Origin of the sequence: Roseovarius sp. ZX-A-9 (assembly GCF_028369135.1) — a bacterium.
GTDB lineage: Bacteria > Pseudomonadota > Alphaproteobacteria > Rhodobacterales > Rhodobacteraceae > Roseovarius.
In genome coordinates, this window is record NZ_JAPWHW010000004.1 from 42988 (window position 1) to 65536 (window position 22549).

The 22549-nt window shown below is 61.1% G+C and carries 19 protein-coding genes and 1 pseudogene; 7 read left to right on the plus strand and 13 right to left on the minus strand.

The genetic code is table 11. The annotated features are described in order from the left end of the window. Positions 1-20 precede the first annotated feature (20 nt). From metA to guaA, 7 genes are all read right to left on the minus strand, one after another. Positions 21-953, minus strand: a complete 933-nt coding sequence (metA, locus tag O3306_RS05230; RefSeq protein WP_272004268.1) for a homoserine O-acetyltransferase MetA — start codon at positions 951-953, stop codon at positions 21-23. 45 nt (positions 954-998) lie between these two features. Next, the gene (locus tag O3306_RS05235; RefSeq protein WP_272004269.1) at positions 999-1859 is read right to left on the minus strand and encodes an ATPase; all 861 of its coding nucleotides are present in this window, start codon (positions 1857-1859) and stop codon (positions 999-1001) included. A gap of 164 nt (positions 1860-2023) precedes the next feature. Then, the gene (locus O3306_RS05240) at positions 2024-3133 is read right to left on the minus strand and encodes an OmpP1/FadL family transporter (RefSeq protein WP_272004271.1); all 1110 of its coding nucleotides are present in this window, start codon (positions 3131-3133) and stop codon (positions 2024-2026) included. Between the two features lie 118 nt (positions 3134-3251). Further along, the gene (locus O3306_RS05245; protein WP_272004273.1) at positions 3252-4160 is read right to left on the minus strand and encodes a DMT family transporter; all 909 of its coding nucleotides are present in this window, start codon (positions 4158-4160) and stop codon (positions 3252-3254) included. Positions 4161-4185: 25 nt separating this feature from the next. Beyond that, on the minus strand, positions 4186-4782 hold the full coding sequence (locus tag O3306_RS05250) for a hypothetical protein (RefSeq protein WP_272004274.1): 597 nt from the start codon (positions 4780-4782) through the stop codon (positions 4186-4188). A gap of 103 nt (positions 4783-4885) precedes the next feature. Next, complete coding sequence (locus O3306_RS05255; protein WP_272004276.1) at positions 4886-5896, minus strand: acyltransferase family protein; 1011 nt, start codon at positions 5894-5896, stop codon at positions 4886-4888. Between the two features lie 91 nt (positions 5897-5987). Next, positions 5988-7550 (minus strand): glutamine-hydrolyzing GMP synthase, encoded by a 1563-nt coding sequence (gene guaA / locus O3306_RS05260; protein ID WP_272004278.1) that lies wholly within the window; start codon positions 7548-7550, stop codon positions 5988-5990. Positions 7551-7766: 216 nt separating this feature from the next. Between guaA and O3306_RS05265 the strand changes: the two genes are divergently transcribed. Then, positions 7767-9311 carry a trimethylamine methyltransferase family protein gene (locus O3306_RS05265; protein ID WP_272004280.1) on the plus strand — a complete coding sequence of 515 codons (1545 nt, stop codon included), beginning with the start codon at positions 7767-7769 and terminating at the stop codon, positions 9309-9311. On the opposite strand, the gene O3306_RS05270 is transcribed toward O3306_RS05265, so the two are convergent. Further along, a complete protein-coding gene (locus tag O3306_RS05270) occupies positions 9304-9603 on the minus strand; it encodes a DUF6477 family protein (protein WP_272004282.1) in 300 nt (99 codons plus the stop codon). The genes O3306_RS05265 and O3306_RS05270 overlap by 8 nt on opposite strands. 313 nt (positions 9604-9916) lie before the next feature. Between O3306_RS05270 and O3306_RS05275 the strand changes: the two are divergent. Beyond that, positions 9917-10836, plus strand: a pseudogene (locus tag O3306_RS05275) (DUF6456 domain-containing protein). 27 nt (positions 10837-10863) lie between these two features. On the opposite strand, the gene O3306_RS05280 reads toward O3306_RS05275, so the two are convergent. The 3 genes from O3306_RS05280 to O3306_RS05290 all read right to left on the minus strand — a co-directional run bounded on the left by O3306_RS05280 (position 10864) and on the right by O3306_RS05290 (position 14634). Then, positions 10864-11589 (minus strand): VIT1/CCC1 transporter family protein, encoded by a 726-nt coding sequence (locus O3306_RS05280; protein WP_272004284.1) that lies wholly within the window; start codon positions 11587-11589, stop codon positions 10864-10866. Between the two features lie 124 nt (positions 11590-11713). Further along, a complete protein-coding gene (katG, locus tag O3306_RS05285) occupies positions 11714-13903 on the minus strand; it encodes a catalase/peroxidase HPI (RefSeq protein ID WP_272004286.1) in 2190 nt (729 codons plus the stop codon). A 182-nt stretch (positions 13904-14085) separates the two neighbouring features. Further along, entirely contained in the window at positions 14086-14634 is a 549-nt protein-coding gene (locus O3306_RS05290; protein ID WP_272004288.1) for a peroxiredoxin, read from the minus strand. A gap of 485 nt (positions 14635-15119) precedes the next feature. On the opposite strand from O3306_RS05290, the gene lipA reads away from it, so the two are divergent. Next, entirely contained in the window at positions 15120-16073 is a 954-nt protein-coding gene (lipA, locus tag O3306_RS05295; RefSeq protein WP_272004289.1) for a lipoyl synthase, read from the plus strand. Positions 16074-16282: 209 nt separating this feature from the next. Here lipA and O3306_RS05300 read toward each other — a convergent pair whose 3' ends face one another. Next, positions 16283-16852 (minus strand): YcbK family protein, encoded by a 570-nt coding sequence (locus O3306_RS05300; protein WP_272004291.1) that lies wholly within the window; start codon positions 16850-16852, stop codon positions 16283-16285. Between the two features lie 318 nt (positions 16853-17170). On the opposite strand from O3306_RS05300, the gene O3306_RS05305 reads away from it, so the two are divergent. The 4 genes from O3306_RS05305 to O3306_RS05320 all read left to right on the plus strand — a co-directional run bounded on the left by O3306_RS05305 (position 17171) and on the right by O3306_RS05320 (position 21525). Beyond that, a complete protein-coding gene (locus tag O3306_RS05305; protein ID WP_442969974.1) occupies positions 17171-18787 on the plus strand; it encodes a L,D-transpeptidase family protein in 1617 nt (538 codons plus the stop codon). Between the two features lie 28 nt (positions 18788-18815). Continuing rightward, positions 18816-19907 (plus strand): UDP-3-O-(3-hydroxymyristoyl)glucosamine N-acyltransferase, encoded by a 1092-nt coding sequence (gene lpxD / locus O3306_RS05310; protein WP_272004293.1) that lies wholly within the window; start codon positions 18816-18818, stop codon positions 19905-19907. Between the two features lie 152 nt (positions 19908-20059). Then, complete coding sequence (locus O3306_RS05315) at positions 20060-20320, plus strand: acyl carrier protein (protein WP_272004295.1); 261 nt, start codon at positions 20060-20062, stop codon at positions 20318-20320. After that, a complete protein-coding gene (locus O3306_RS05320; protein ID WP_272004297.1) occupies positions 20317-21525 on the plus strand; it encodes a beta-ketoacyl-[acyl-carrier-protein] synthase family protein in 1209 nt (402 codons plus the stop codon). The genes O3306_RS05315 and O3306_RS05320 overlap by 4 nt, the downstream gene beginning before the upstream one ends. Before the next feature lie 120 nt (positions 21526-21645). Here O3306_RS05320 and O3306_RS05325 read toward each other — a convergent pair whose 3' ends face one another. After that, entirely contained in the window at positions 21646-22281 is a 636-nt protein-coding gene (locus O3306_RS05325) for an invasion associated locus B family protein (protein WP_272004299.1), read from the minus strand. Positions 22282-22549 lie beyond the last annotated feature (268 nt).

The following is a 22549-nucleotide window of genomic DNA, read 5'->3' on the forward strand; positions in this document are numbered from 1 at the left end:
AGTATCCTCGCAGGTGCCGCTCAGGTCGCGCCTGAACCGATCTGCGTGATATCGAAGGGCGTCGTCTGGTAAATCTGGTTGATCCAGTTGCCGTAGAGCAGATGTGCGTGGCTGCGCCAGCGGTTCTGCGGCGCGCGGGTCGGATCATCGTCAGGATAGTAGTTGCCCGGAACGTTCACCGGCTCGCCCTGCGCCACGTCGCGATCATATTCCTGTTTCAGCGTGTCGCTGTCATACTCCAGATGGTTGAAAATATAGAGCGCCCGGCACGCCGCATCCTCGACCAGACAGGGGCCGACCTCTTCGCTGTGCAGCAGCGTCGTCAGGCCCGGCACCGCGTCAATCTCGGCCTTGCGCATTTCGGTCCAGCGGCTGACCGGGATCACGCAATCGTCTGAAAACCCACGCAGATAGGGCGACGCGGGCTGCATGTTGCGATGCCGGAAACAGCCAAACGCCTTGGCTGGCAGCATGTGTTTGGGGACACCGTGGAAATGGTTGATCATCGCCATCCCGCCCCAGCAGACGCCCATCGTCGAATGCACATGGCTCTGGGTCCAGTCAAAGACCGTGCGCAGTTCGTCCCAATATGTGACTTCCGCGAAATCGAGATGCTCAATCGGTGCGCCGGTGATCACCAGCCCGTCAAAATATTCGCCGCTCTCGGCCACTTCTGAAAAGGGGCGGTAAAAGCTTTCCATGTGTTCGGCGGCGGTATTCTTGGCCTGATGCTCGGACATCCGGATCAGGCTCAGCTCGATCTGCAGCGGGGTGGCGCCGATCAGCCGGGCGAACTGGGTCTCGGTCTGGATCTTCTTGGGCATCAGGTTCAGCAGGCCGATGCGCAGTGGGCGGATGTCCTGACGGCCGGCTGAATCCTCGTCCATCACCATCACGCCTTCACGCGTCAGCACATCGAAGGCAGGCAGTGAAGCGGGGATTTTGATGGGCATCGGTTCGGGCCTTTTACAGGTTTCGGTCAGGGTTTGGTTGATGGCTCAGTCGTGGTTCTCCAGCGCGCGCATGACGAGCCTGTCGAAATCGCGCGTATCGCGGATCTGGGCCACGTCGGTTGCTTCCAGCGTGATTCCCCAGGGCGCCATCGCCTCGTAGCGTGGCGCACGATGGGCCAGCGCGCGGGCATAGGTCCAGCGGATAAAGGCATTGGGATCAACATCGCCGGGCTGGGTGTTGGTCTCCTTCAGGTATTCATCCCACGCCGCAGCCAGAAACGCGGGCTGATAGGCCATCGGCTTGGGCGCGCGGTCAAAACGGTCGATCAGTTCCTGCGTATGCGCGGCACTGCCGTTGAGCCGTATCAACAGGCATTGTTGAGACAATGTGGTCAGAAGTGGATCGTCCGGGTCGTTGCCATCGACCCATTCGCAGATCGAACCGCCGGTATCGCAGATGAAATGCGGATAACCGTACAGCGATAGTGCCCGCTCTATGAAATGGCCGGTATCGTTCAGCGCCGCAATCTCGGCGAGGCGGAACTGCTCCTGTCGCCGCTGGTATTCCTCGAAGGGCAGACCGCCGCGCGCCTCGTTTCCCGGCTTACCCAGATAGGTCGAAACCGTGGCGAGGTTGTCAAAGGTGATGTTGGAGCCGATGTAGATCGAATCCGACAGCAGCAATTCGCGCAGGAAGGGCACCTGCAGCGCATGTGCCTTGGCATTGTCGGCGATCAACTCGCCCATGTAGCGGGTGCCGATGCGGTAATCTATCGAGTAATGAAACCAGTCGCCGGAGCTTCTCAGCATGTTCGACAGGTATGTTTTGCCCAGACCGGACATGCCGTAGAACAGCACCCGCTTGTGCGGCGCATCACGCCAGTCTTCAGCCGATTTATAGATCATCTCAGCGCCCTTTTCCTAGCCCGTGTGGTAGCCAGCGGGGCGGGGCGCGTCAAATCCATAATCGGAACGCCGCGACAGGCTGCAGCAGCGCCGGGAAAGGGCGGGCACGAAAAAGCCCCGCAGACCGGGTCTGCGGGGCCGTTGTTCAATGCATTGCCGTCAGATCAGAAGCTGATGCCAAGCTTGATGCCGGCTGCGAGCGCGGTGTTGTTGTTGAACGTCGCGCGCGCGGTGTCGGGCGTACCGGTTTCCGGGCGGGCGTCGCCCAGCCAGATATACTTGATCCCGCCAGAGACGTTGACCATGTCATTGATCTGGTACTTGCCCGACAGCGTGACCGACTGTTCGCCATGACGCGGGCCGAGCGGCGACACCAAGTCGTTGCCGTCGCTGTCATCGTAGGCATAGCTGATCGAGGCCGAGAACTTTTCAGTGAAGCGGCGACCAACACCGATTTCATAGATGATGCTGTCGTCCAGCTCTGCCAGGTTCGGGGTGGCACCGTTGGGGTCAAGCTTGAACTCGCTCCAGTTGGCCCAGCGGACGCTGCCGAAGGCCAGCGTGTCCTTGGCGATACCCGATTGTACGGCCAGTTTGAGCGTCTCGGGCAGCTTGCTGCGGGTCGTGCCCACCGGGATCGCGGCGCCAGCGCCAAAGGGCGTGATGCTGGTGGGCAGGTCGAGCTTGACCGCCGAATGATAGGTCAGCGAGGCGCGGAACGCGATCTCGGGGATCTCGTAGGCGGCGCCCGCAACATAGCCCAGCGCACGGTCCGAACTGAACTGGTAGCGGTTGCCGTTGAGCGGGCCATAGGCCAGACCCGACAGCGTGATATCGCCGTTCGCCTCGACCAGGCGCGGACCACCGTAGATCGAGATGCGCTCATCAAGGTTATACTTGAACAGGATCGTGATCGCTTCGCTCTCGGCCTCGGCCAAGGTGCCGCCCAGCATCGTCGTCAGGCGATTGCCGCCATAGGCAATGTCGGCGCTGTAGGGCTGGTCAAAGATGATGCCCATCGAGAACTTATCGCTGAACTGCAGTTTCAGAGATGCACCCACGAGTGTGAAATTATTGGCCACATTCGAAATCGGGTTGCCCAGAGCATCGACACCCGTGGCATCGGGTTCAGCATAGCCAAACGACAGTTCGGCATAGTTGCCCTTTTCAAAAATGACATCGATCGGGGTGCCGCTGCGGTCCAGACCGCCTGCAGTTGCCGCGCCAGCGGCCAAAGCCATCGCCGAGGTGACAGACAGAACACGGGTTTTCATAGTGACGCTCCTCCAGAATACGCGGAACTTGAATACCGCGCGGCGCGTCACCGGCAAACTTTGACGCCACGTCACGATGCCTTCTAACGTCAGCAGAGCCAATGTTGACACAAAAAAGTCACACAACTCTGCCGTGCGGCCGCCATGATCGGGTTTCTGCGAGGATATTGATATAGTTAGCCGCGAAGATCATCGCGGCGCCGGCGATCAGATAGAGACTCACCGCTTCGTCATAAAACAATGCGCCAACCACTGCGATCAGCGGTAGGCGGGCAAAATCGAACGGCATCACCACCGTTGCCGGGGCAATCGCCAAGGCTTTGGTCAGGCACAGATGGGCAACCAGCCCGCAAAGCACGATCACGCTCAGCCAAGGGACAGAGGCCGCAGAGGGCAGGGCGATGTCGCCATCATATCCGGCAAAGATCAGGCCCAGCGCACTCTGGATCGCCGTCATGTAAACCAGGATGCAGGTCAGTGTCTCGGTTCGGGTCAACTTGCGCGTCAGAACTGCCGTCCCGGCAAAGCCGACGGCCGCAGCGATGCCGGCAAGCATACCGATGCTGATCGAGTCAGGGGTCGGGCGCGCGATGATGAGAATGCCGATGAACCCGGCCGCTGCGGCCAGCACGCGAACCCGCGTCAGTCGCTCGCCCAGAACAAAGGGCGACAGCAGTAGCGCCCAGAGTGGCGCGGTAAACTCCAGCGCAAAGACCTGTGCCAGCGGGATCAGCGTGATCGCCAGAAACCACAGGTTCTGCCCGGCGAAATGGCAGGTGTTGCGCAACAGGTGAATGCCGACATTGCGCCGCGTCACCTCGTGCAGCTTGCCTGCCACACCCGCCACCACCAGCACGGCAACCAGACCGATCGCGCTACGGTAAAACATGATCTCGAACGTATCCAGCTCGAAGCTGACCGCGCGCCCGGCAATCGCCATCAGGGAAAACGACGTGATGGCACCGGTCATCCACAGGGCGGCCCGCAGGACATTCCCTGAGTCGGCATTAGCGACAGAGGCGGTCATCGATGGCAGTGCACGCAGGTCATTGTCATGCCCAGTTGCGCAGGATGAAGATGTCCTGCTCGATCCGCCATTCAAAATCGTGCTGACGCGCCCAATCGACCAGGAAATCGACCGAAGGGTAGTCGGAATAGGTGGTCTCGCTGGGCAGGAAGAGGCGGATATCGTCGATCAGGATGCTGACGCGATCGAAATTCCCGAGATTCGCGGCGATGGCCGCGAGCTCCTGCTCGATCGGGCAGTCCGTCGGGCCCTTGTGGGTCTGTCCGGCAGAATAATGCCCGTCGAGCCAGAAACAGATATCGCCCGACAGCTTGGGCAGCAGCGTGGGAATCACATCCTCGCTGGTGCCGTTCAGAACGTGGACATGGGTGTTCTTGAAACGCCGCTTGGCGCGTTTGAACAGTTTGGGCGCAGGCTCGATCGTGTAGACCAGCGGCGCAAGCGAGGCCAGAAACCGCGTAGTCCGGCCCATGAATGTGCCGGTCTCCACCCAGGTGGCGCCGTCTATCGAATATTTCCGGAAAATCGCCCGTTTGACGAATTGCGGTGCGTGGTCGGAATAGCCCCGTTTGGCCCAGTCCGACATGGCCTTAAGGTGTGCGAGTTCGCTGAAGACGGTCATTGGCGGGCCTTTGTACTGACGCTGCACTTCTTGGGCGTTGTGTGCTGCTTGTCAAGTATTCGACGCGGCGTCGGCCTGTGTCATTACCGTATGGGGGAGTGAGTCAGGTGCCGCGCTGCGCGCCAAAAATCGCTTTGCCCAAACGGTTCGATGGTCGCTCGATAAGAAGGTAGGTCGCTGTGGAAAGCACGATGGTCAGTGCCGTGATCAATACGAAGAACGGCGTTCCGGTAACAGCATGGGCAGGCCAGATCGCGTTCACAATGGTAATCGCCAGATAATGTATAAGGTAAAGGCTGTAACTGATCGAGCCGAGAAACAGCATTGGGCGCCATGTTAACAGCTTTGCCCGCGCAGCGTTGTGGTCGTAAAATACAATTATCCCGGCGGTCGCGAGACCCAAAAGGGCTGAATTCACCCCGATATCGGTGATCAAAGCCAGCCCAAACACCGCGTAGCACAGCCACAATCGCTGTCGTTTCCAAGGTTTCTCACGCTCACGAAAGACGCTGCGCATCTGATCTGCGACGGCTCCAAGGTAGAAATAAGCGCCATATGTCAATGGGTTGAAGTGTGCCCCTGCGGGCGGAAGGTAAAGTTGCCCCAGCCCTCGGGTCAGCGCGGACAGCACCAGCAGCACGCCAAAAACCTTGAACACTGCCCGGCGATCCCCGCTGACTGGCAGCAGCAGCGCCAGCGTGACATACCAGAACATCTCGATCGGGATCGTCCATTCGACCCCCAAGATAGACGGCGCAATTGTCGGGTCCCAAGCACTGAGGAACGATAGATGCATCAGCAGGTTGTAGAGGCTTGGCTCTGACCCGTAAAATTCCATCCAGTAGGGGTGCGGCAGCGTGGCCGTGGCGATCAGCGCAAAGCCCAGCAGGATCATCGCGTAATAAAGCGGCGCGATCCGCATCACCCGACGACCGAAATAAGGCCAGAAACCACGTGCGTTGCAAAAGGTCTGGGCAATGGTGAATCCGGAGATCACAAAGAAAATTTGAACCCCGTACTTGCCATTATCCGCGATATTGCCACCCAGCCAGCCAAGTTCGCGGAACGCGCCGGTGTGAATCGCGATTACCATAATCGCCGCAATGGCACGCAATCCGGTGACAAAATCGGTGTCACCCTAGGAGCGGATCAATACTGGCATGTTCCGGTCCGCCTGCATTGCATCCCATCGTCAGCCAGCACCGTCATTCCCACTCGATCGTGCCGGGCGGTTTGCTGGTGATGTCGTATGTGACGCGATTGATCCCGCGCACCTCGTTGATGATCCGCGTCGCCGTCTCGCCCAGGAATTCGTGGCTGAAAGGGTAATAATCAGCGGTCATTCCGTCAACGGAAGTGACGGCGCGCAGCGCGCAGGCGAAATCATAGGTCCGCCCGTCGCCCATCACGCCAACGGTGCGTACCGGCAGAATGGCGACGAAAGCCTGCCATATCTCATCATAGAGCCCATGCTTGCGGATCTGATCGATATAGACCGCATCGGCCTTGCGCAGGATCTCCAGCTTTTCGCGGGTGATCTCGCCGGGGCAACGGATCGCGAGGCCCGGTCCGGGGAAAGGGTGACGTCCGATGAAACTGTCGGGCAGGCCAAGCTCGCGGCCAAGCGCGCGCACCTCGTCCTTGAACAGCTCGCGCAAAGGCTCAACCAGCTTCAGACCCATTTTCTCGGGCAGGCCACCAACATTGTGATGGCTCTTGATCGTGACGCTGGGACCACCCGAGAAGCTGACGCTTTCGATCACATCCGGATAGAGCGTGCCCTGCGCCAGAAATTCCGCCCCGTCGATGGCGTTGGCGTGTTTCTGGAACACATCGATAAAGAGGCGGCCAATGATTTTCCTCTTGGTTTCCGGGTCGCTTACACCGTCAAGCTCACCAAGGAACAGGTCGGCTTCGTCGGCATGGATCAGCGGGATGTTGTAATGATCGCGGAACATCCCCACGACCTCGTCCGCCTCGCCTTGGCGCAGCAGGCCATGATCCACAAAGACGCAAGTCAACTGATCGCCGATCGCCTCGTGGATCAGCACCGCGGCAACAGAGCTGTCGACGCCCCCCGAAAGACCGCAGATCACATGACCGTCGCCCACTTGGTCGCGGATTTTCTGCACCGCTTCCTCGCGATAGGCGGCCATTGTCCAGTCGCCCTTGAAGCCTGCCAGCCTGACGAAATTTTCATAGAGCGTGCGGCCATTCGGTGTGTGATGCACCTCGGGGTGAAACTGCACCGCATAGAAATTGCGTTTCAGGTCGGCGGTGATCGCAAAGGGCGCACCGGGAGACGTGGCATAAACGGCAAAGCCGGGGGCGATCCGGCTGACATGGTCGCCGTGGCTCATCCAGACTTGCTCGCGATTCTCAAGGAACCAGCCGTTCAGCAGGTCGATGCGCTCTTTGGTGGGGGTCACATAGGCGCGGCCAAACTCGGCGGTGGCATCGCCGCGTTCGACGTGGCCGCCCAGCATCTGCATCATCACCTGCTGGCCGTAGCAAATGCCAAGGATCGGCACACCAAGTTCGAAAACGCTGGCGGGCGGGCGCGGGGCTCCGGCGTCCAGCACGCTGCATGGCCCCCCCGACAAGATCACGGCGCGCGGCGCGAACCGTTCGAGAAACTCGTCAGTGACGATGTTGTAGGGGTGAATCTCGCAATAGACATTCAGCTCACGCAGGCGGCGCGCAATCAGCTGCGTTACCTGGCTGCCGAAGTCGATTATCAGAAGGCGGTCATGCGATGGATCTGTCATGTTTGCCTAGTAGGGCGCGGCGCGGCGCAAGGCAAGAGGGCGACGCGGGGTTTTGACGCGACCGCGGCAGACCTGCCGGAACGCGGCGCAATTGCGACATGTCGCTTTCCCCCCGCAAGTGGCGGTTATCTCCCGCGGCGCAGGATTTCGGTCGGATAATGTCGTATGGTATTCACAGGGCCCATGAGGGGCCACGACTGACAAGGGAAGTCATATATGACTGAAACAGCAGCCCCCAGACGGGCACGGGGAGGCGGCGGTGCCGCGCGCAGGGCGGAACGTACCGCGGTCAGCATCGAAACCGCCAAGTATATCGAACGCAATATTCCCCTCTATGAGCCTCTGACCGAAGAGGTGCTGGAGATCATCGAGGCGAATGCCGAAACGATTCTCGAAGAGGTCGGCGTCAATTTCGTCAACAACCCCGCTGCGCTGGAGCGTTGGCGCGAGGCCGGTGCGGATATCACCGGCGAACGCGTGCGCATACCAAAGGGTCTGGCACGCAAGCTGTGTTCGACCGCTCCCAGCCGGATCACCCAGCACGCCCGCAACCCTGCGCGCACCGTCGAGATCGGCGGCAACACCCTGGTCTGCGCGCCGGTCTACGGCCCCCCCTTCGTGCGCGACATGGATGGCGGCCGCCGTTACGCCACGATGGATGATTTCCGCAAATTCGTGAAACTGGGCTACATGTCGAAATGGCTGCACCATTCCGGCGGCACGGTCTGTGAACCCACCGACGTGGCCGTGAACAAGCGTCACCTCGACATGCTGCACGCCCACATGACGCTCTCGGACAAGCCGTTCATGGGCTCGGTCACCGAACCCAGCCGCGCGCAGGACAGCGTCGAGATGTGCGAGATCCTCTTTGGTAAGGAATTCGTTCAGGAAAACACCGTGATGACCTCGCTCATCAACGTCAACTCGCCGATGACCTTCGACGATGTGATGATGGGCGCGATGGAAGTCTACGCCAAGAACAATCAGGCCTGCATCCTGTCGCCCTTTATCGTTGGCGGTGCGATGGCACCTGTATCGGTCGTCGGCACGCTGACGCAGGTTCTGGCCGAGGTTCTGGCCGGCATCGCCTACAGCCAGTTGGTGCGCCCCGGCGCGCCGGTGATCTTCGGGGCCTTCGTCACGTCGATTGACATGAACTCCGGTGCGCCCACCTTTGGCACGCCCGAAGCCAGCCATATTCTTTATGGTGCAGGTCAGTTGGCGCGTCGCATGAATCTGCCCTACCGGTCCGGCGGCGGGTTGTGCGGGTCCAAGCTGCCCGATGCTCAGGCAGCCTATGAGAGCGCGCACACCCATAATGCGGTGCTGTTGGGCGGCGTGAACTTCATGCTGCATTCATGTGGCTGGCTCGAAGGCGGGCTGGTGTCGTCCTTCGAGAAATTCGTGATGGATGCTGACCAACTGGGCGTATTGCATCACCTTGCACGCGGCGTCGCGCATGACGAAAACGCTCAGGCGATGGATGCCATCCGCGAGGTCGGCCCCGGCGGGCATTACCTCGGCTGCGCCCACACGCAGGCGAATTTCAAGAACGCTTTCTGGCGTACGGATTTGCTGGATTACAAGCCGTTCGAGACCTGGGAAGAGGAGGGCGGCCGCGATACCATGACGCTGGCCAACGTCCGCATGCGCCGGATGCTGGACACCTATCAGCAACCGCCCCTCGACGAAGGAATCGCCGAAGGGCTAGCCGATTATATCGCGCGCAAGAAGGAATCGATGCCGGACTCCTTCATGTGACCGGTTGCAGGGCGGCGGCGCGCAGGATGCGCGCCTCGCCCATCATCGCGATCAGGATATCGACATGGCGCGAGGCAACATAGCCCGCGCTGTCTTGGCGGCGCTGGGTTTCCAGCGCCGCTTCCATTTTCACCAATGCGCCAAGGGCCGCCTCCGGGCGCGGCAACGGCCCATAGCCCAGATGGCGCCGCAAATGCGCATCGCGCCGATACTCCGCCGCACCGATACGTGCGGCACGGATCAGGATGCGCGGGCGGCGCAGCGTGGCGAGGGTGTTCAGGGTGTCTTTCATGGCGGGTCTCCGTTTTCAGGGTGGTGGCCACCATGGCGCAGCCTAAGCGGGTGTTGCGCCTCGCGCCTTTGTTGCGCACGCCCCTGTGCCTGATTGTTTACGAATTCGGAACAAAGGTTGACGGGTTAGCAACAATTAGCGAACCGGTAATCTTTACTCGCATAGGTTGCGTTCGCCACTGTGGACAGGTCAGCGAAAATGTCGCGAACAGGCCAGTCAAACAGCCTGCGAATGCTTCGGGGCCGAAAATGTGGACAAAGATGGGGCACGCCGGTCTGGCCGGCCAAGCCCCACAAGCAATGGAGGGTAGCAGATGCAAAACCGAGGCGCGTCGTTGAGGGAGGCAGGCTGTGTTCCGTCCTGGGTGCCGGACGGGGCGCTCCTGTATCTGCTGCACACCGAAAAGGGGGCGTCCATTCGTGCCCTGGCCCGCGGCACGGGCTGCCACGCTTCCACGGTTCTGCGACGGATCAGGCGTTTCGAGACCCGTCGCGACGATCACCTGGTCGACGAAGCCTTGCGCGCGCTCGGCCAGCGGCTCGGCCCGAGCGAGAAAGCCGGTTCCTCATCCAAGGGGAAACCGATGACCAAGACTGCCATGGACCTGGGACAAATATCCGAATCCCGGCTGAAGACCGAAAGCCAGCGCATCCTGCGGCGGCTATGCGAGGCCGGTGCTGTGCTGGCCGTCGCGCCACAGATGGAAAAGGCCGTCGTGGTCCGCGATGGCCCGGCGGGCGATGCGACCCGCACGGCCGTGGTGGACCGCGAGATCGCCGAGGCGATGGCGCTCAAGGCGTGGATCGCCTGCGATCAGTCGGGCCGGGTCGCGCGCTATCACATCACCCGCAAGGGGCGCGCTTCATCTCGGATGATCTGGTCAGGGCCGGCGAACGGCTGCGCGAGGATTTCGAGCTGTCGCAGATTGGCGCCGATGCGGGCCAGGATTGGGACCGTTTCCTGATCGGCGGCGACATCGACAGCGGTGGGGACAACGTGCCGGATCGCGGTGCCGCCGCTGCGCGCCGCAGGGTTCAGGGGGCATTGCGTGACCTCGGGCCAGGGCTGGGCGATATCGCGCTGCGCTGCTGCTGCCATCTGGAAGGGCTGGAGAGCGCGGAAAAGCGGATGGGCTGGTCGGCGCGCTCCGGCAAGATCGTGTTGCGGATCGCGCTGCAACGGCTCAAGCGGCACTATGCTTTGCTGGGCGATGCGGGCGGGATGATCGGGTAGGGGGCGTCAACCCGCCTGCCACATCGCTCAGCCGCCGACAATTGCCCCCACCGCATAGGCCACCAGCGCACAGACGGTGCCCACCAGCACCGTCTCACCAACCGTGCGCATCAGCCGCAAGCCGGTTGCGTTCCACCGCAGCAGACCCAACGCGACCAACGCGACAAGCGTCGCCGCGATCGACAGGTAAAAGGTCTGCTGCGTCGGATGCCACAGGAAATAGGGCACCAGCGGCACCGCCCCGAAAATGATGAACGACCCAAAGGTATAAAGCCCGTTCATCACAGGGCTTTCGCCGTCGGGGTCCTGCATGCCGAATTCATAGGTCATCATCAGGTCGGCCATGATCGGCGGGTGCCGGGTAAGGATATCCGCCAGCGTATCCGCCTCGCCCGCAGGCAGGCCGCGCTGGCGCAGGATCATGAACAGTTCGACCTGTTCATGATCGGGATTCTCGGCAATCTCGCGCAACTCGCTGTTGCGGCGCGCCCGGTAAAGATCATGTTCTGATCGCAGTGACAGAAATTCGCCCAGCCCCATGCTGGTCGCGTCGGCAAAAAGGTTGGCCAGGCCAAAGACCAGCACCGCCAGCCCGCCGATCTGCGCGACACCATCTGCCGCCGCCCCGGCAAAGCCTGCGACAATGGCAAAGGTCGTGACGATCCCGTCATTGCCGCCATAGACGATCTGCTTGAGAAACTCCTGCATGTGGCCGAGGTCATGCGCCTCTCGCCGGTGCGATTGCCAGTCCATCACGCACTCTCCGTTGTTGCTCCCAGCCTAAGCCGAGAGGGCTGTCATGGTCCACCGCCGCGCTCTGGTGACGCAAAACGCCCCGGCAATGACCGGGGCGTTTTTTCCGGATGTTGGCAGAGTTTTATGCCAGATCGAAGCGATCGGCATCCATCACCTTGGCCCATGCTGCGACGAAATCGCGCACGAAACGCGGGCCTGCATCATCCTGCCCATAGATTTCAGCGACAGCCCGCAGTTGCGAACTGGAGCCGAACACCAGATCGGCCCGAGTGCCGGTCCATCTGATCTCGCCGGTGCTGCGATCCTTGCCCGCAAACTCGCTCTGCGCCTCGTTGACCGGGGTCCAGCAGATATTCATGTCCAGCAGGTTGGTGAAGAAATCATTGCTCAAGGTTCCGACGCGATCAGTCAGCACGCCATGCGCCGAGCCGCCTGCATTGGCACCCAGAACCCGCAAACCGCCGACCAGCACGGTCATCTCGGGCGCGCCCAGCCCCAGCAGTTGCGCGCGATCCACCAGCAGCTTTTCGGCGGGCACATTGAAGTCCGCCTTTGCGTAGTTGCGGAACCCGTCCACGACCGGCTCCAGCACCGCAAAGCTGTCGGGGTCGGTCTGCTCGGCACTGGCATCCATGCGGCCGGGATGAAACGGCACGTCGATCTCATGACCGCCCGCCTTGGCGGCCTGCTCGATCGCGGCACAGCCGCCCAGCACGATCAGATCGGCCAATGAGACGCGCTTACCTCCGGTCTGCGCATCGTTGAACGCCGATTGGATGCCCGTCAGCACATCCAGCACCTTGGCCAGTTGCGCGGGCTCGTTCACCTCCCAATCCTTCTGCGGCGCCAGACGGATGCGCGCGCCATTGGCGCCGCCCCGATTGTCAGATCCCCGGAAGGTCGAGGCCGAGGCCCACGCGGTGCGAACCAGTTCGCCGACACTCAGCCCGCTGCCAAGGATATCCGATTTCAGCCGCGCAATGTCGCCCGCGTCGATCAGCGCATGATCGACCGCCGGAATCGGGTCCTGCCAGATCAGATCCTCTGCCGGGACATCCGGACCAAGATAGCGGGATTTCGGCCCCATGTCGCGATGCGTCAGCTTGAACCACGCCCGCGCAAAGGCATCGGCAAAGGCGTCCGGGTCGGCGTGGAACCGGCGCGAGATCGCCTCGTATTTCTCGTCGAAGCGCATCGCCAGATCGGCGGTGGTCATCATCGGCGGGTGCTTTCTCGACGGATCATGCGCGTCCTCGACCATGTGCTCGGGGCGCGGGTCCTTGGGGGTCCATTGCTGCGCGCCTGCCGGGCTCTTGGTCAGCCGCCATTCGTTGCTGAACAGAACGTCGAAATAGCCCATGTCCCAGGTTGTCGGCTTGGGCTTCCACGCGCCTTCGATGCCGCTTGTGGTGGTATGCACGCCGACCCCTGAATCAAAGCTGTTCTTCCAGCCCAGGCCCATGTCCTCCAAGCCGCTGGCCTCTGGTTCGGGGCCGACATAGATCGGATCGCCCGCACCATGCGCCTTGCCAAAGGTATGCCCGCCCGCAATCAGCGCCACGGTTTCCTCGTCATTGACGCCCATGCGCGTGAATGTCTCGCGGATATCGTGCCCCGAGGCGACCGGATCGGGGTTGCCGTCCGGACCTTCGGGATTGACGTAGATCAGGCCCATCTGAACGGCGGCCAGCGGGTTTTCCAGATCACGCTCGCCCGAATAGCGGCTGTTCTCGGTGTCCGATGTGGCCAGCCATTCGCCTTCTGCGCCCCAATAGACGTCTTCCTCGGGCTCGAAAATGTCGGCGCGCCCGCCGCCAAAGCCAAAGATCGGTCCTCCCATGGATTCGATGGCGCAGTTGCCCGCGAGGACCATCAGATCACCCCAGCTCAGCGCGTTGCCGTATTTCTTCTTGATCGGCCAAAGCAGGCGGCGCGCCTTGTCGAGGTTGCCGTTATCGGGCCAGCTGTTGAGCGGCGCGAACCGCTGGTTGCCGGTCGAGGCCCCGCCGCGCCCGTCGCCGATGCGGTAGGTGCCGGCGCTGTGCCACGCCATGCGGATGAACAGCGGGCCGTAATGACCGTAATCGGCAGGCCACCAATCCTGGCTGTCGGTCATCAACGCAAACAGGTCTTTCTTGACCGCCTCCAGATCGAGGCTCTTGAACGCCTCTGCATAATCAAACGCTTCACCCAGCGGATTGGGCGACCGGCCGTGCTGATGCAGCACCTTCAGGTTCAGTTGCTCGGGCCACCAGTCGCGGTTTGTCACCGGCTTTTGGGTTGCAAAAGGGCACTTGATGTCGCCGTCCATATCTCTTCTCCCGTTGGTGTATTTTTCTTTGTTTAAAAGCAAACACCGCGCCGGGGAGAAAAGCAATCGCGACTTCGCGCAACACCCCGTGAGGGCGGATGATTGCAGACTCAAGCAGCACCACGAAAAACGGCCCACCGGTTAGGTGGGCCGCAATGCTGTCACAACGTTTGCGCGGATGATTACGCGGCGGAGCTTTCCGCTTCGCCACGCAGCCAGCGCAGCAGGTTCTCCGGGCTCGACTCACCGTAAGGATCGTCAGAATGGTTGTCGCAGCGACCGGGCTCTTCGAACCAGGCTTCGATCACGCCATCGTCGACGATCGCGGCGTAACGCCAGCTGCGCATGCCAAAGCCGAGATTGTCCTTGGAGACGAGCATGCCGATCTTGCGCGTGAACTGGCCAGACCCGTCGGGAATGACTTTGACATTCTTGAGGTTCTGACTTTCGGCCCACTTGTTCATCACGAAGCTATCGTTGACGGACATGCAGTAAATATCGTCGATACCCAATTCGCGGAAAGCTTCTGCATTCTTCTCGAAGCCGGGCAATTGGTAGGTGGAGCAAGTGGGCGTGAACGCGCCCGGCAGGGAAAAGAGGATGACACGCTTGCCGGCAAAATAATCGGCCGTTGTCTTGTCTTCCCAGCGGAAGGGATTGTCGCCGCCGATGCTTTCGTCGCGGACGCGCGTGCGGAACGTGATGTCGGGAAGGCGAAGGCCTTTTCTCATGGCTTTATCCTCTACTATTACAGTAATTCAGGTGGTTACGGGAACGATTTAGAATGGTTCTAGATCGTGTGCAAGCTCTGGAATGCTGCTTTTGACAAGATGCCGCATTATGTCGCGGGACGCATCATGGCCGTGATGCCCGATCAGCCTTGCCTGCAAGGCGGCGGCGCCTGACGGCGTGCTACTGGTGAATTCCAACAAAATTTGGGGGCGATAATGCCGGCGCAATAAACGCGGTTATCTGCACCGCTCAGCGCGCTCATTTTTGGGGGAGAAGAGGGGCCGACTCTTGCCTATATGGAAACCTGCCATGCTCAAAATCGGGTGGCGGGATACAGGCATCACTTTGCCCCAAAAGCGTGGGTGCGGGGGATACTCATTACACAAATCACATCTGCCGCGATGCGGCTCTGCGTTACTGGAACTTTCCCCCGCCACCTCTTATACCTAGGGGAAGTTACCAAATCTTTCGCGGGGAAAAAAACGTGCGTGATCTCAAAATTCCGGAACAGCGACACCCCGAAAAAGCCCGGCGCCCGGACAATCCTCAGCCCAAGAAGCCCAGCTGGATCAGGGTCAAGGCACCCTCCGGCCAGGGCTATATCGATACCCGCAACATCATGCGCGAGCACAAGCTGGTCACCGTCTGCGAAGAGGCCGGATGCCCGAATGTCGGCGAATGCTGGAGCCAGGGCCACGCCACCATGATGATCATGGGCGAGGTCTGTACCCGCGCCTGCACCTTCTGCAACATCGCGACCGGCAAGCCGCCCAAGGAGCTTGATGAGTTCGAGCCCGGGCGCGTCGCGGACGCGGTGCAAAAGCTGGGCCTCAACCACGTTGTCGTCACCTCGGTGGACCGCGACGATATCGCCGATGGCGGGGCCGAGCATTTCGCCCAGACGATTCGCGCCATCCGGCACCGCAGCCCCGGTACGACGATCGAGATCCTGACGCCGGATTTCCTGAATTGCGCGCCCGAAGTGCTGGAAATCGTCGTGGCCGCCAAGCCGGACGTGTTCAACCACAACCTCGAAACCGTACCGGGGCTTTATCCCCAGGTTCGCCCCGGCGCGCGCTATTTCCACAGCCTGCGCCTGTTGCAACGGGTCAAGGAACTGGACCCGAGCATGTTCACCAAATCCGGCATCATGGTCGGTCTGGGCGAGGATCGTCAGGCGGTGCATCAGGTAATGGATGACATGCGCGCGGCGGATATCGATTTCCTGACAATCGGCCAATACCTGCAGCCGACGCCCAAGCACCACGCCATCGACCGATTCGTGACCCCCGAAGAGTTCGCCGCCTACGAGAAGGCGGCATTCGGCAAAGGCTTCCTGATGGTTTCGGCGACGCCTCTGACGCGCTCCTCCTACCATGCGGGCGACGATTTCGCGCGCCTGCGCGATGCGCGGATGGCAAAGCTGGCCAAGGGCTGACAGGCAGACGCGCTGCAAGGCAGCTCGAAGCTGACGGAATTCACGGCCGCGCGCGGTCGTGAACAGGCAATCGCACCCTTTGCCAACATCGAACCCACCAAAAGCAAAGCCGAGCCGTCGCCACCTGATCGGCAATCGGCAAGAAAAAACGCCGCTCCAAAGGGAACGGCGCTTGATCATGAACCTGAGAGAGGCTTGGAGGGTGTGCGTCAGCCGCCCCAGACGCGCGTGGGGCCGCAGTCCATATGGACGAAATTTGAACGGTAATATTTACCAACGCCGCCACTGTGGCAGGCAACGGCGGCTTTGCTCAACTGGGCGACAGACCGTGACTTGAGCCGCAGATCAGCAGCCTGACCGGCGATGTGGCGGGAATTGCGCGCAACATTGCGCGACCGGCGGCGCAGCATCGCGTTGGTTTCGGGGCTGCGATAGCCCGACAGCATTGTGAAGGGTTCCGTGGTATCGACTAGGTTATGGCTTGCCGCCATGATGTCGATGGTCCGGGTGTCGATATCCTTGATGTCGTCAACGCGCCAGTCACGCATGAAGATCGAAATCTCGCGCACGGCGTCCTTGATATACTGGCCTTCGATCCAGTAGATCGTGTCGATCTTTTCACCGGTACGCGGTGAAACCATCCGGATCCTGCGGATATCGCCTGCACCTTTGAGAAAGCCTGCAGCGTTCGAATATGTGGGTGCCGCCACCAGCGTCGTCGCCGCAAAGGCACCCAGCAACGCGCGACGCGTTACGTTTCCAGAAGTGTCAAAAGCCATGTATCTGCGCCTGTCCCGTTATTCATTTACCCGCGTAGCAGCGAGCGCGTTCATCTCGTCCCCAGATGCATCATATCTATGACATACAAAGAATCGTTAACTCAAGACGGGGTGGGGCGGTTTTTTGTCTGGACAAGTGATTTCGGCACAAATCCGCGCAAAACATGGGCACTGTGTCAAATTCGATGGAACCGGTGCGAATTGGCCGCAGCCCCGCAAGATACCGGCGTGATGGCATAAAATTGAATGGACAACATCGGGTGGCCCCTCAAAATGGGACGCGTCTGAAAATGTGTTTTTTGTTTCCTGGGGGAACCGATGCTTTTAACTGCCTCGTACACCATTCATCGCTGGCTTCTGGCCGGCATCGCCACGGTCTTGATGGCCATACTTGTGCTGCCCACTCAAGTATCTGCACAGGTCACCGCCTTCAAGCAAGCGGTCGCCGAAGCAGCGGCGCGCGACGAGGCGTTGTCGGATTTCTACCGTGCCAACAACTACACCGGCATATGGACCGGCAATGACCGCAAGGATCGCCAGCGGCGTCAGGCCCTGATGCAGGCGATTGCCGAATCCGGCGTTCACGGCCTGCCAGCCGAACGCTACGACGCGGACAACCTGATGCGCCTGATGAAATCGGCACGCACGCCGCGCGATCTGGGCCGTGTCGAGGTCGAGATGAGCCGGACATTCCTGCGCCTGGCACGCGACATGCAGACCGGCATGCTGATCCCCTCCAACGTGGACAGCGGCATCGTGCGCGAGGTCCCGTACCGCGACCCCACATCCTACCTGACCAATTTCACCAAGAGCAACGCGCGCGGCTTTTTCCGCGCCTTGCCGCCAAAATCCGGTGAATACGCCCGCCTGCTGAAGGCAAAGAACCGGCTCGAGCGCCAGATGAGCGCCGGTGGTTGGGGCGCCAAGGTGCCTGCCAATTCACTCAAGCCGGGATCGTCGGAGGCTGCAGTCGTGGCGCTGCGCAATCGCCTGACGGCGATGGGCTTTCTGGCGCGCTCGTCCTCCAGCAGCTACGACACGAAGCTGCAGCAGGCCGTGCAACGCTTTCAGGCGGCGCACGGGCTGGAAGCCGACGGCACTGCCGGGCCCTCGACGATCCAGGAAATCAACAAACCCATTGAGGCCCGGCTGGCGTCGATCATGGTCGCGATGGAACGCGAGCGCTGGCTGAACATGCCGCGCGGCAAGCGTCATATCCTGGTCAACCTGACTGATTTCAGCGCCCGTATCATCGACGATGACAAGGTGACTTTTGAAACCCGCGCCGTGGTGGGGAAAAACGTCTCGGATCGCCGCTCGCCCGAATTTTCCGACGAGATGGAATATCTCGAGATCAACCCGACCTGGAACGTGCCGCGCTCGATCGCGGTCAAGGAATACCTGCCCCAGATGAAGCGCAATCCCGGGGCTGCGGGCCACCTCAAGCTCTATAATGCGTCGGGCCAACAGGTCAGCCGGGCAAACGTGAATTTCGCCGCCTATAACGCGCGGAACTTCCCCTTTGACCTGAAACAGCCGCCTTCGTCGCGTAACGCGTTGGGGTTGGTCAAGTTCATGTTCCCGAACAAGTACAACATCTACCTGCATGATACTCCGTCCAAGAGCCTCTTTCTGCGCAACAAACGCGACTTCAGCCACGGGTGCATCCGTCTGCAGCAACCGTTCGATTTCGCCTATGCGCTGCTGGCCAAGCAGGAAGCGGACCCCAAGACCTTCTTTCACAAGATTCTGGACACGCGGCGCCAGACCCAGGTGAAACTGAAGAAGAAAGTGCCGGTGCATATCATCTACCGCACCGCGTTCACCCAGGCCAAAGGTCCGATGCAGTATCGTAACGACGTTTACGGCCGCGACGCCCGTATCTGGGATGCCTTGCAAAAGGCAGGGGTTTCGCTGAGCGCGGTTCGGGGCTAGATACTCCGCCGACACCAGGGGGAGCCGGATGGCCTACACGATTGATCAGATTGCACAGGCGCTCGGGGCGAAAGCCGTGGGGGCCTGCGATATCGAGATAGACCGCGCTGCGGAGCCTGCCGATGCCGGGCCGCGCGATCTGGCGCTGGCCAACAAACCTGCCTATGCCGAGGACCTGCCCAAGGGCGCGGCCCGCGCAGCAATGCTGTGGGAAGGCGCCGACTGGCAGGCGTTGGGGCTGGAGGCGGCGATATTCGTGCCGCGCCCGCGCTACGCAATGGCCGCATTGACGGCGATGATGGACCCCGGCGATGGCTGGGGCGATGGCATTCACCCCTCTGCGATCATCGACCCAACGGCCGAGCTGGGCGCAGACGTTCAGATTGGCCCGCTCGCGGTCATCGGAGCGCGCGCGCGGATCGGTGCCAATTCCCGGATCGGCCCGCATGTCAGCATCGGTGCCGATGCCGTGATTGGTGCGGATTGCAAGATTCGCGAAGGCGCACGCATCACGGCGCGCGTGCATGTTGGCGCGCGCGTGATCATCCATCCTGGCGCAGTTCTGGGCGGCGACGGGTTCAGCTTTGTCACCGCCGAACTGTCCGCCGTTGAAAAGGTGCGCGAGACGCTGGGCGATCAGAGCGAAACCCGCGCGCAATCCTACTCGCGCATTCACAGCCTTGGCTCGGTGCGCATCGGCGATGACGTCGAGATCGGCGCGAACACGGTGATCGACCGCGGCACGATCCGCGACACGGTGATCGGCGACCGGACCAAACTCGATGCAGTGGTGATGATCGGCCATAACTGCATCGTCGGGACCGATACGCTCATTTGCGGCATGGCCGGGCTGGCGGGGTCGGTGACAGTTGGCAATCACGTGGTTCTGGGCGGACGCTCGGCAGTGGCCGACAACACATTCATCGGGGATCGCGCCATCATCGGTGGCGGCTCCGGTGTGATCAGCAATGTGCCCGCCGGGCGCGCGATGATGGGCTATCCGGCGGTAAAGATGGATGTCCATGTCGAGATGTACAAACGCATGCGGCGGCTCGGGCGCCTGTTTGCCGACGTCGCGGAGATCAAGAAAGCGGTTTTCAAGCCAAAGCAGAGCGATTAAGCGTTCGTGAAGCCGGTCGGGCCGCCAATGTGGTCCCCCGTCATAACCGCGACACATGACCGCTGTCAGGCTGACGATGCCACATTGCGCATCAATGCGGTTTTCGAATGCCATGGAAATGCGGCGAGTTTGCCGAAAAGGAAGCAAGAAACATGAGCGACATTCAGAACAGGGTGATTGCCATAATCGCAGAGCAGGCCGTGCTCGAACCTTCCGACATCTCTCTCACCAGCACGCTGGAAGAGTTGGGGATCGACAGCCTGGGTCTCGTCGAGAGTATTTTCGCCATCGAGGAAGAGTTCGACATCAACATACCCTTCAATGCAAATGATCCGAAAGAAAGCGATTTTGACATTTCCTCCGTTGCCAGCATCGTCGCCGGTATCGGAGCCCTGGTGAAAGAGCAGTCGTGAAGCGGGTCGTCATCACCGGCGCGGGCACCATCAATTCGCTGGGCCATGATGTCGCCACCACGTTGGAGGCGATGCGCGAAGGTCGCTGCGGAATCGGCCCGCTGGAATGCCGCGATGTGGAACGCCTGCAGATCCGCATCGGCGGCCAGGTGCGCGGCTACGAGCCCGAAACGCGCTTCAACCGTCAGCAACTGTCGCTTTATGACAGGTTCACGCAGTTCACGCTGATCGCCGCCCGCGAGGCGATCGCGCAGTCGGGGCTGGAATTCTCGGGCGAACTGGCGGCACGCGCCGGGGTGATCCTTGGTAATTCCGGCGGCGGCATGACCACGCTCGATGACAATTACCGCGCCGTCTACGAAGAGGGCAAGAACCGGGTGCATCCCTTTGTCGTGCCCAAGCTGATGAACAACGCCGCTGCCAGCCATGTGTCGATGGAGTTCAATCTCAAGGGCCCCAGCTTTACCGTGTCGACCGCCTGCGCGTCCTCCAATCACGCGATGGCGCAGGCCTTTCAGATGGTGCATGGCGGCGTGACACCCGCGATGGTCACCGGCGGTTCTGAATCGATGCTGTGCTTTGGCGGGGTCAAGGCATGGGAAGGGCTGCGCGTGATGTCGCGCGATGCCTGCCGCCCGTTCTCCGCCAACCGCAACGGCATGGTGCAGGGCGAAGGCGCCGGCATCTTTGTCTTCGAGGAATACGAGCACGCCAAGAAGCGCGGCGCCGAGATTCTGGCCGAAGTGATCGGCTATGCCATGACCTCGGACGCCTCCGATATCGTGATGCCGTCCAAGCCGGGAGCTGCGCGTGCAATCGCGGGTGCGATGCAGGACGCGCGGATCAACCCCGAGCAAGTGGGTTACATCAACGCCCACGGCACCGGCACGGCCGCCAATGACAAGACCGAAAGCGCGGCGGTGGCCGATGTCTTCGGCGCTCATGCCGACAAGCTGATGATGTCCTCGACCAAATCCATGCACGGCCACCTGATCGGTGGCACCGGCGCGGTGGAATTGCTGGCCTGCATCATGGCAGTGCGCGACGGCGTGATCGCGCCGACCATCGGCTACGAAGAGCCGGACCCGGAATGCGCGCTGGATATCGTGCCCAATGAGGCACGCGAACGAGAAGTAGACGTGGCGCTCTCGAACGCGTTCGCCTTTGGCGGCCTCAACGCCGTGCTGGCTCTGCGCGGCGTCTGACGCGCGCCTGCCAGATTCGCGTGCAGCACAGCGCGCCTATCACCTCTCCAAAATGCAACGGCCCGGCCCTGAGATTTCAGGGCCGGGCCGCTATTTTGAGCGATTACGTCGGGACGCGTATCAGTTGTCAGCCGTGGAAACCGCGTCGAAGCCCTTGGTGAACCCTTTCAGCGACACGTTGATGCGCACCTTCTGATCCGGGGCCTGTGCAGGCACCAGCGTCATGGTGGCTTTCACGCCGCGCTTGAAGGAGTCAATATCCTCCTTGGTCAGGCCGATCTGGGCGATACAGCCCGCCTCGGTGCAGACCCGGTAGGGGTAGCTCTTGGGATTGCCACCATCGACGGAAATCTTCAGCTCTTCGGTCAGCAGGGTAAAGAGCGGAACGATGATCGTGCCGCCTGCGATTGCCGCGCCCTGATCCTTGATGTCGAAAATGCTGAACTCGGCGACGGGGTTGCCCTGCGCCTCGGTCAGCAATTGGTAGAGCTGGCAGGGATCTTCGCCCTCTTGTGCACGGAAGCAGCGCACGCTCCAGTCCCCAAAGGTTTCCTTGGTGTAGGTCAGGTCCTCTTCGGCGGCGACTTCGCGACCGGTGGCAAATTCCGAATCACCCTCGGTCGGGGTATCGGCTGCATCGGTGGTTTCTGCGGCAGGGGCTGCCGCTGGTTCGGTCGTTGTGGCCTCTTGGGCCAGTGCCGCGTGGCCAAGGGTCGCGGCCAGCGCAAAGGACAATATCGAAAGTGATCTGGGCATAGCGTTCCCGTCTATCATGTGAAATCAATGGCGATCTAACATGTCGCGTCGCCACTGTCAGTGAGTAAATCGCAGTCCCGTCAGCGCCACAAGGCGGAATTCTGCTGCCTTTTCTGCGCGTCCCGGAAAGCGGCGGAATGCGGGGCAAAGGGCAGGGAGGAACGATAAAAGAAAGGGGCCGAAACGGCCCCTCCCTATCTTTTCTCCCTGCCGGACTCGGCCGACCTAAACTAACACCGAACGCTAGGGCAGATCGAAAACTCCGTCA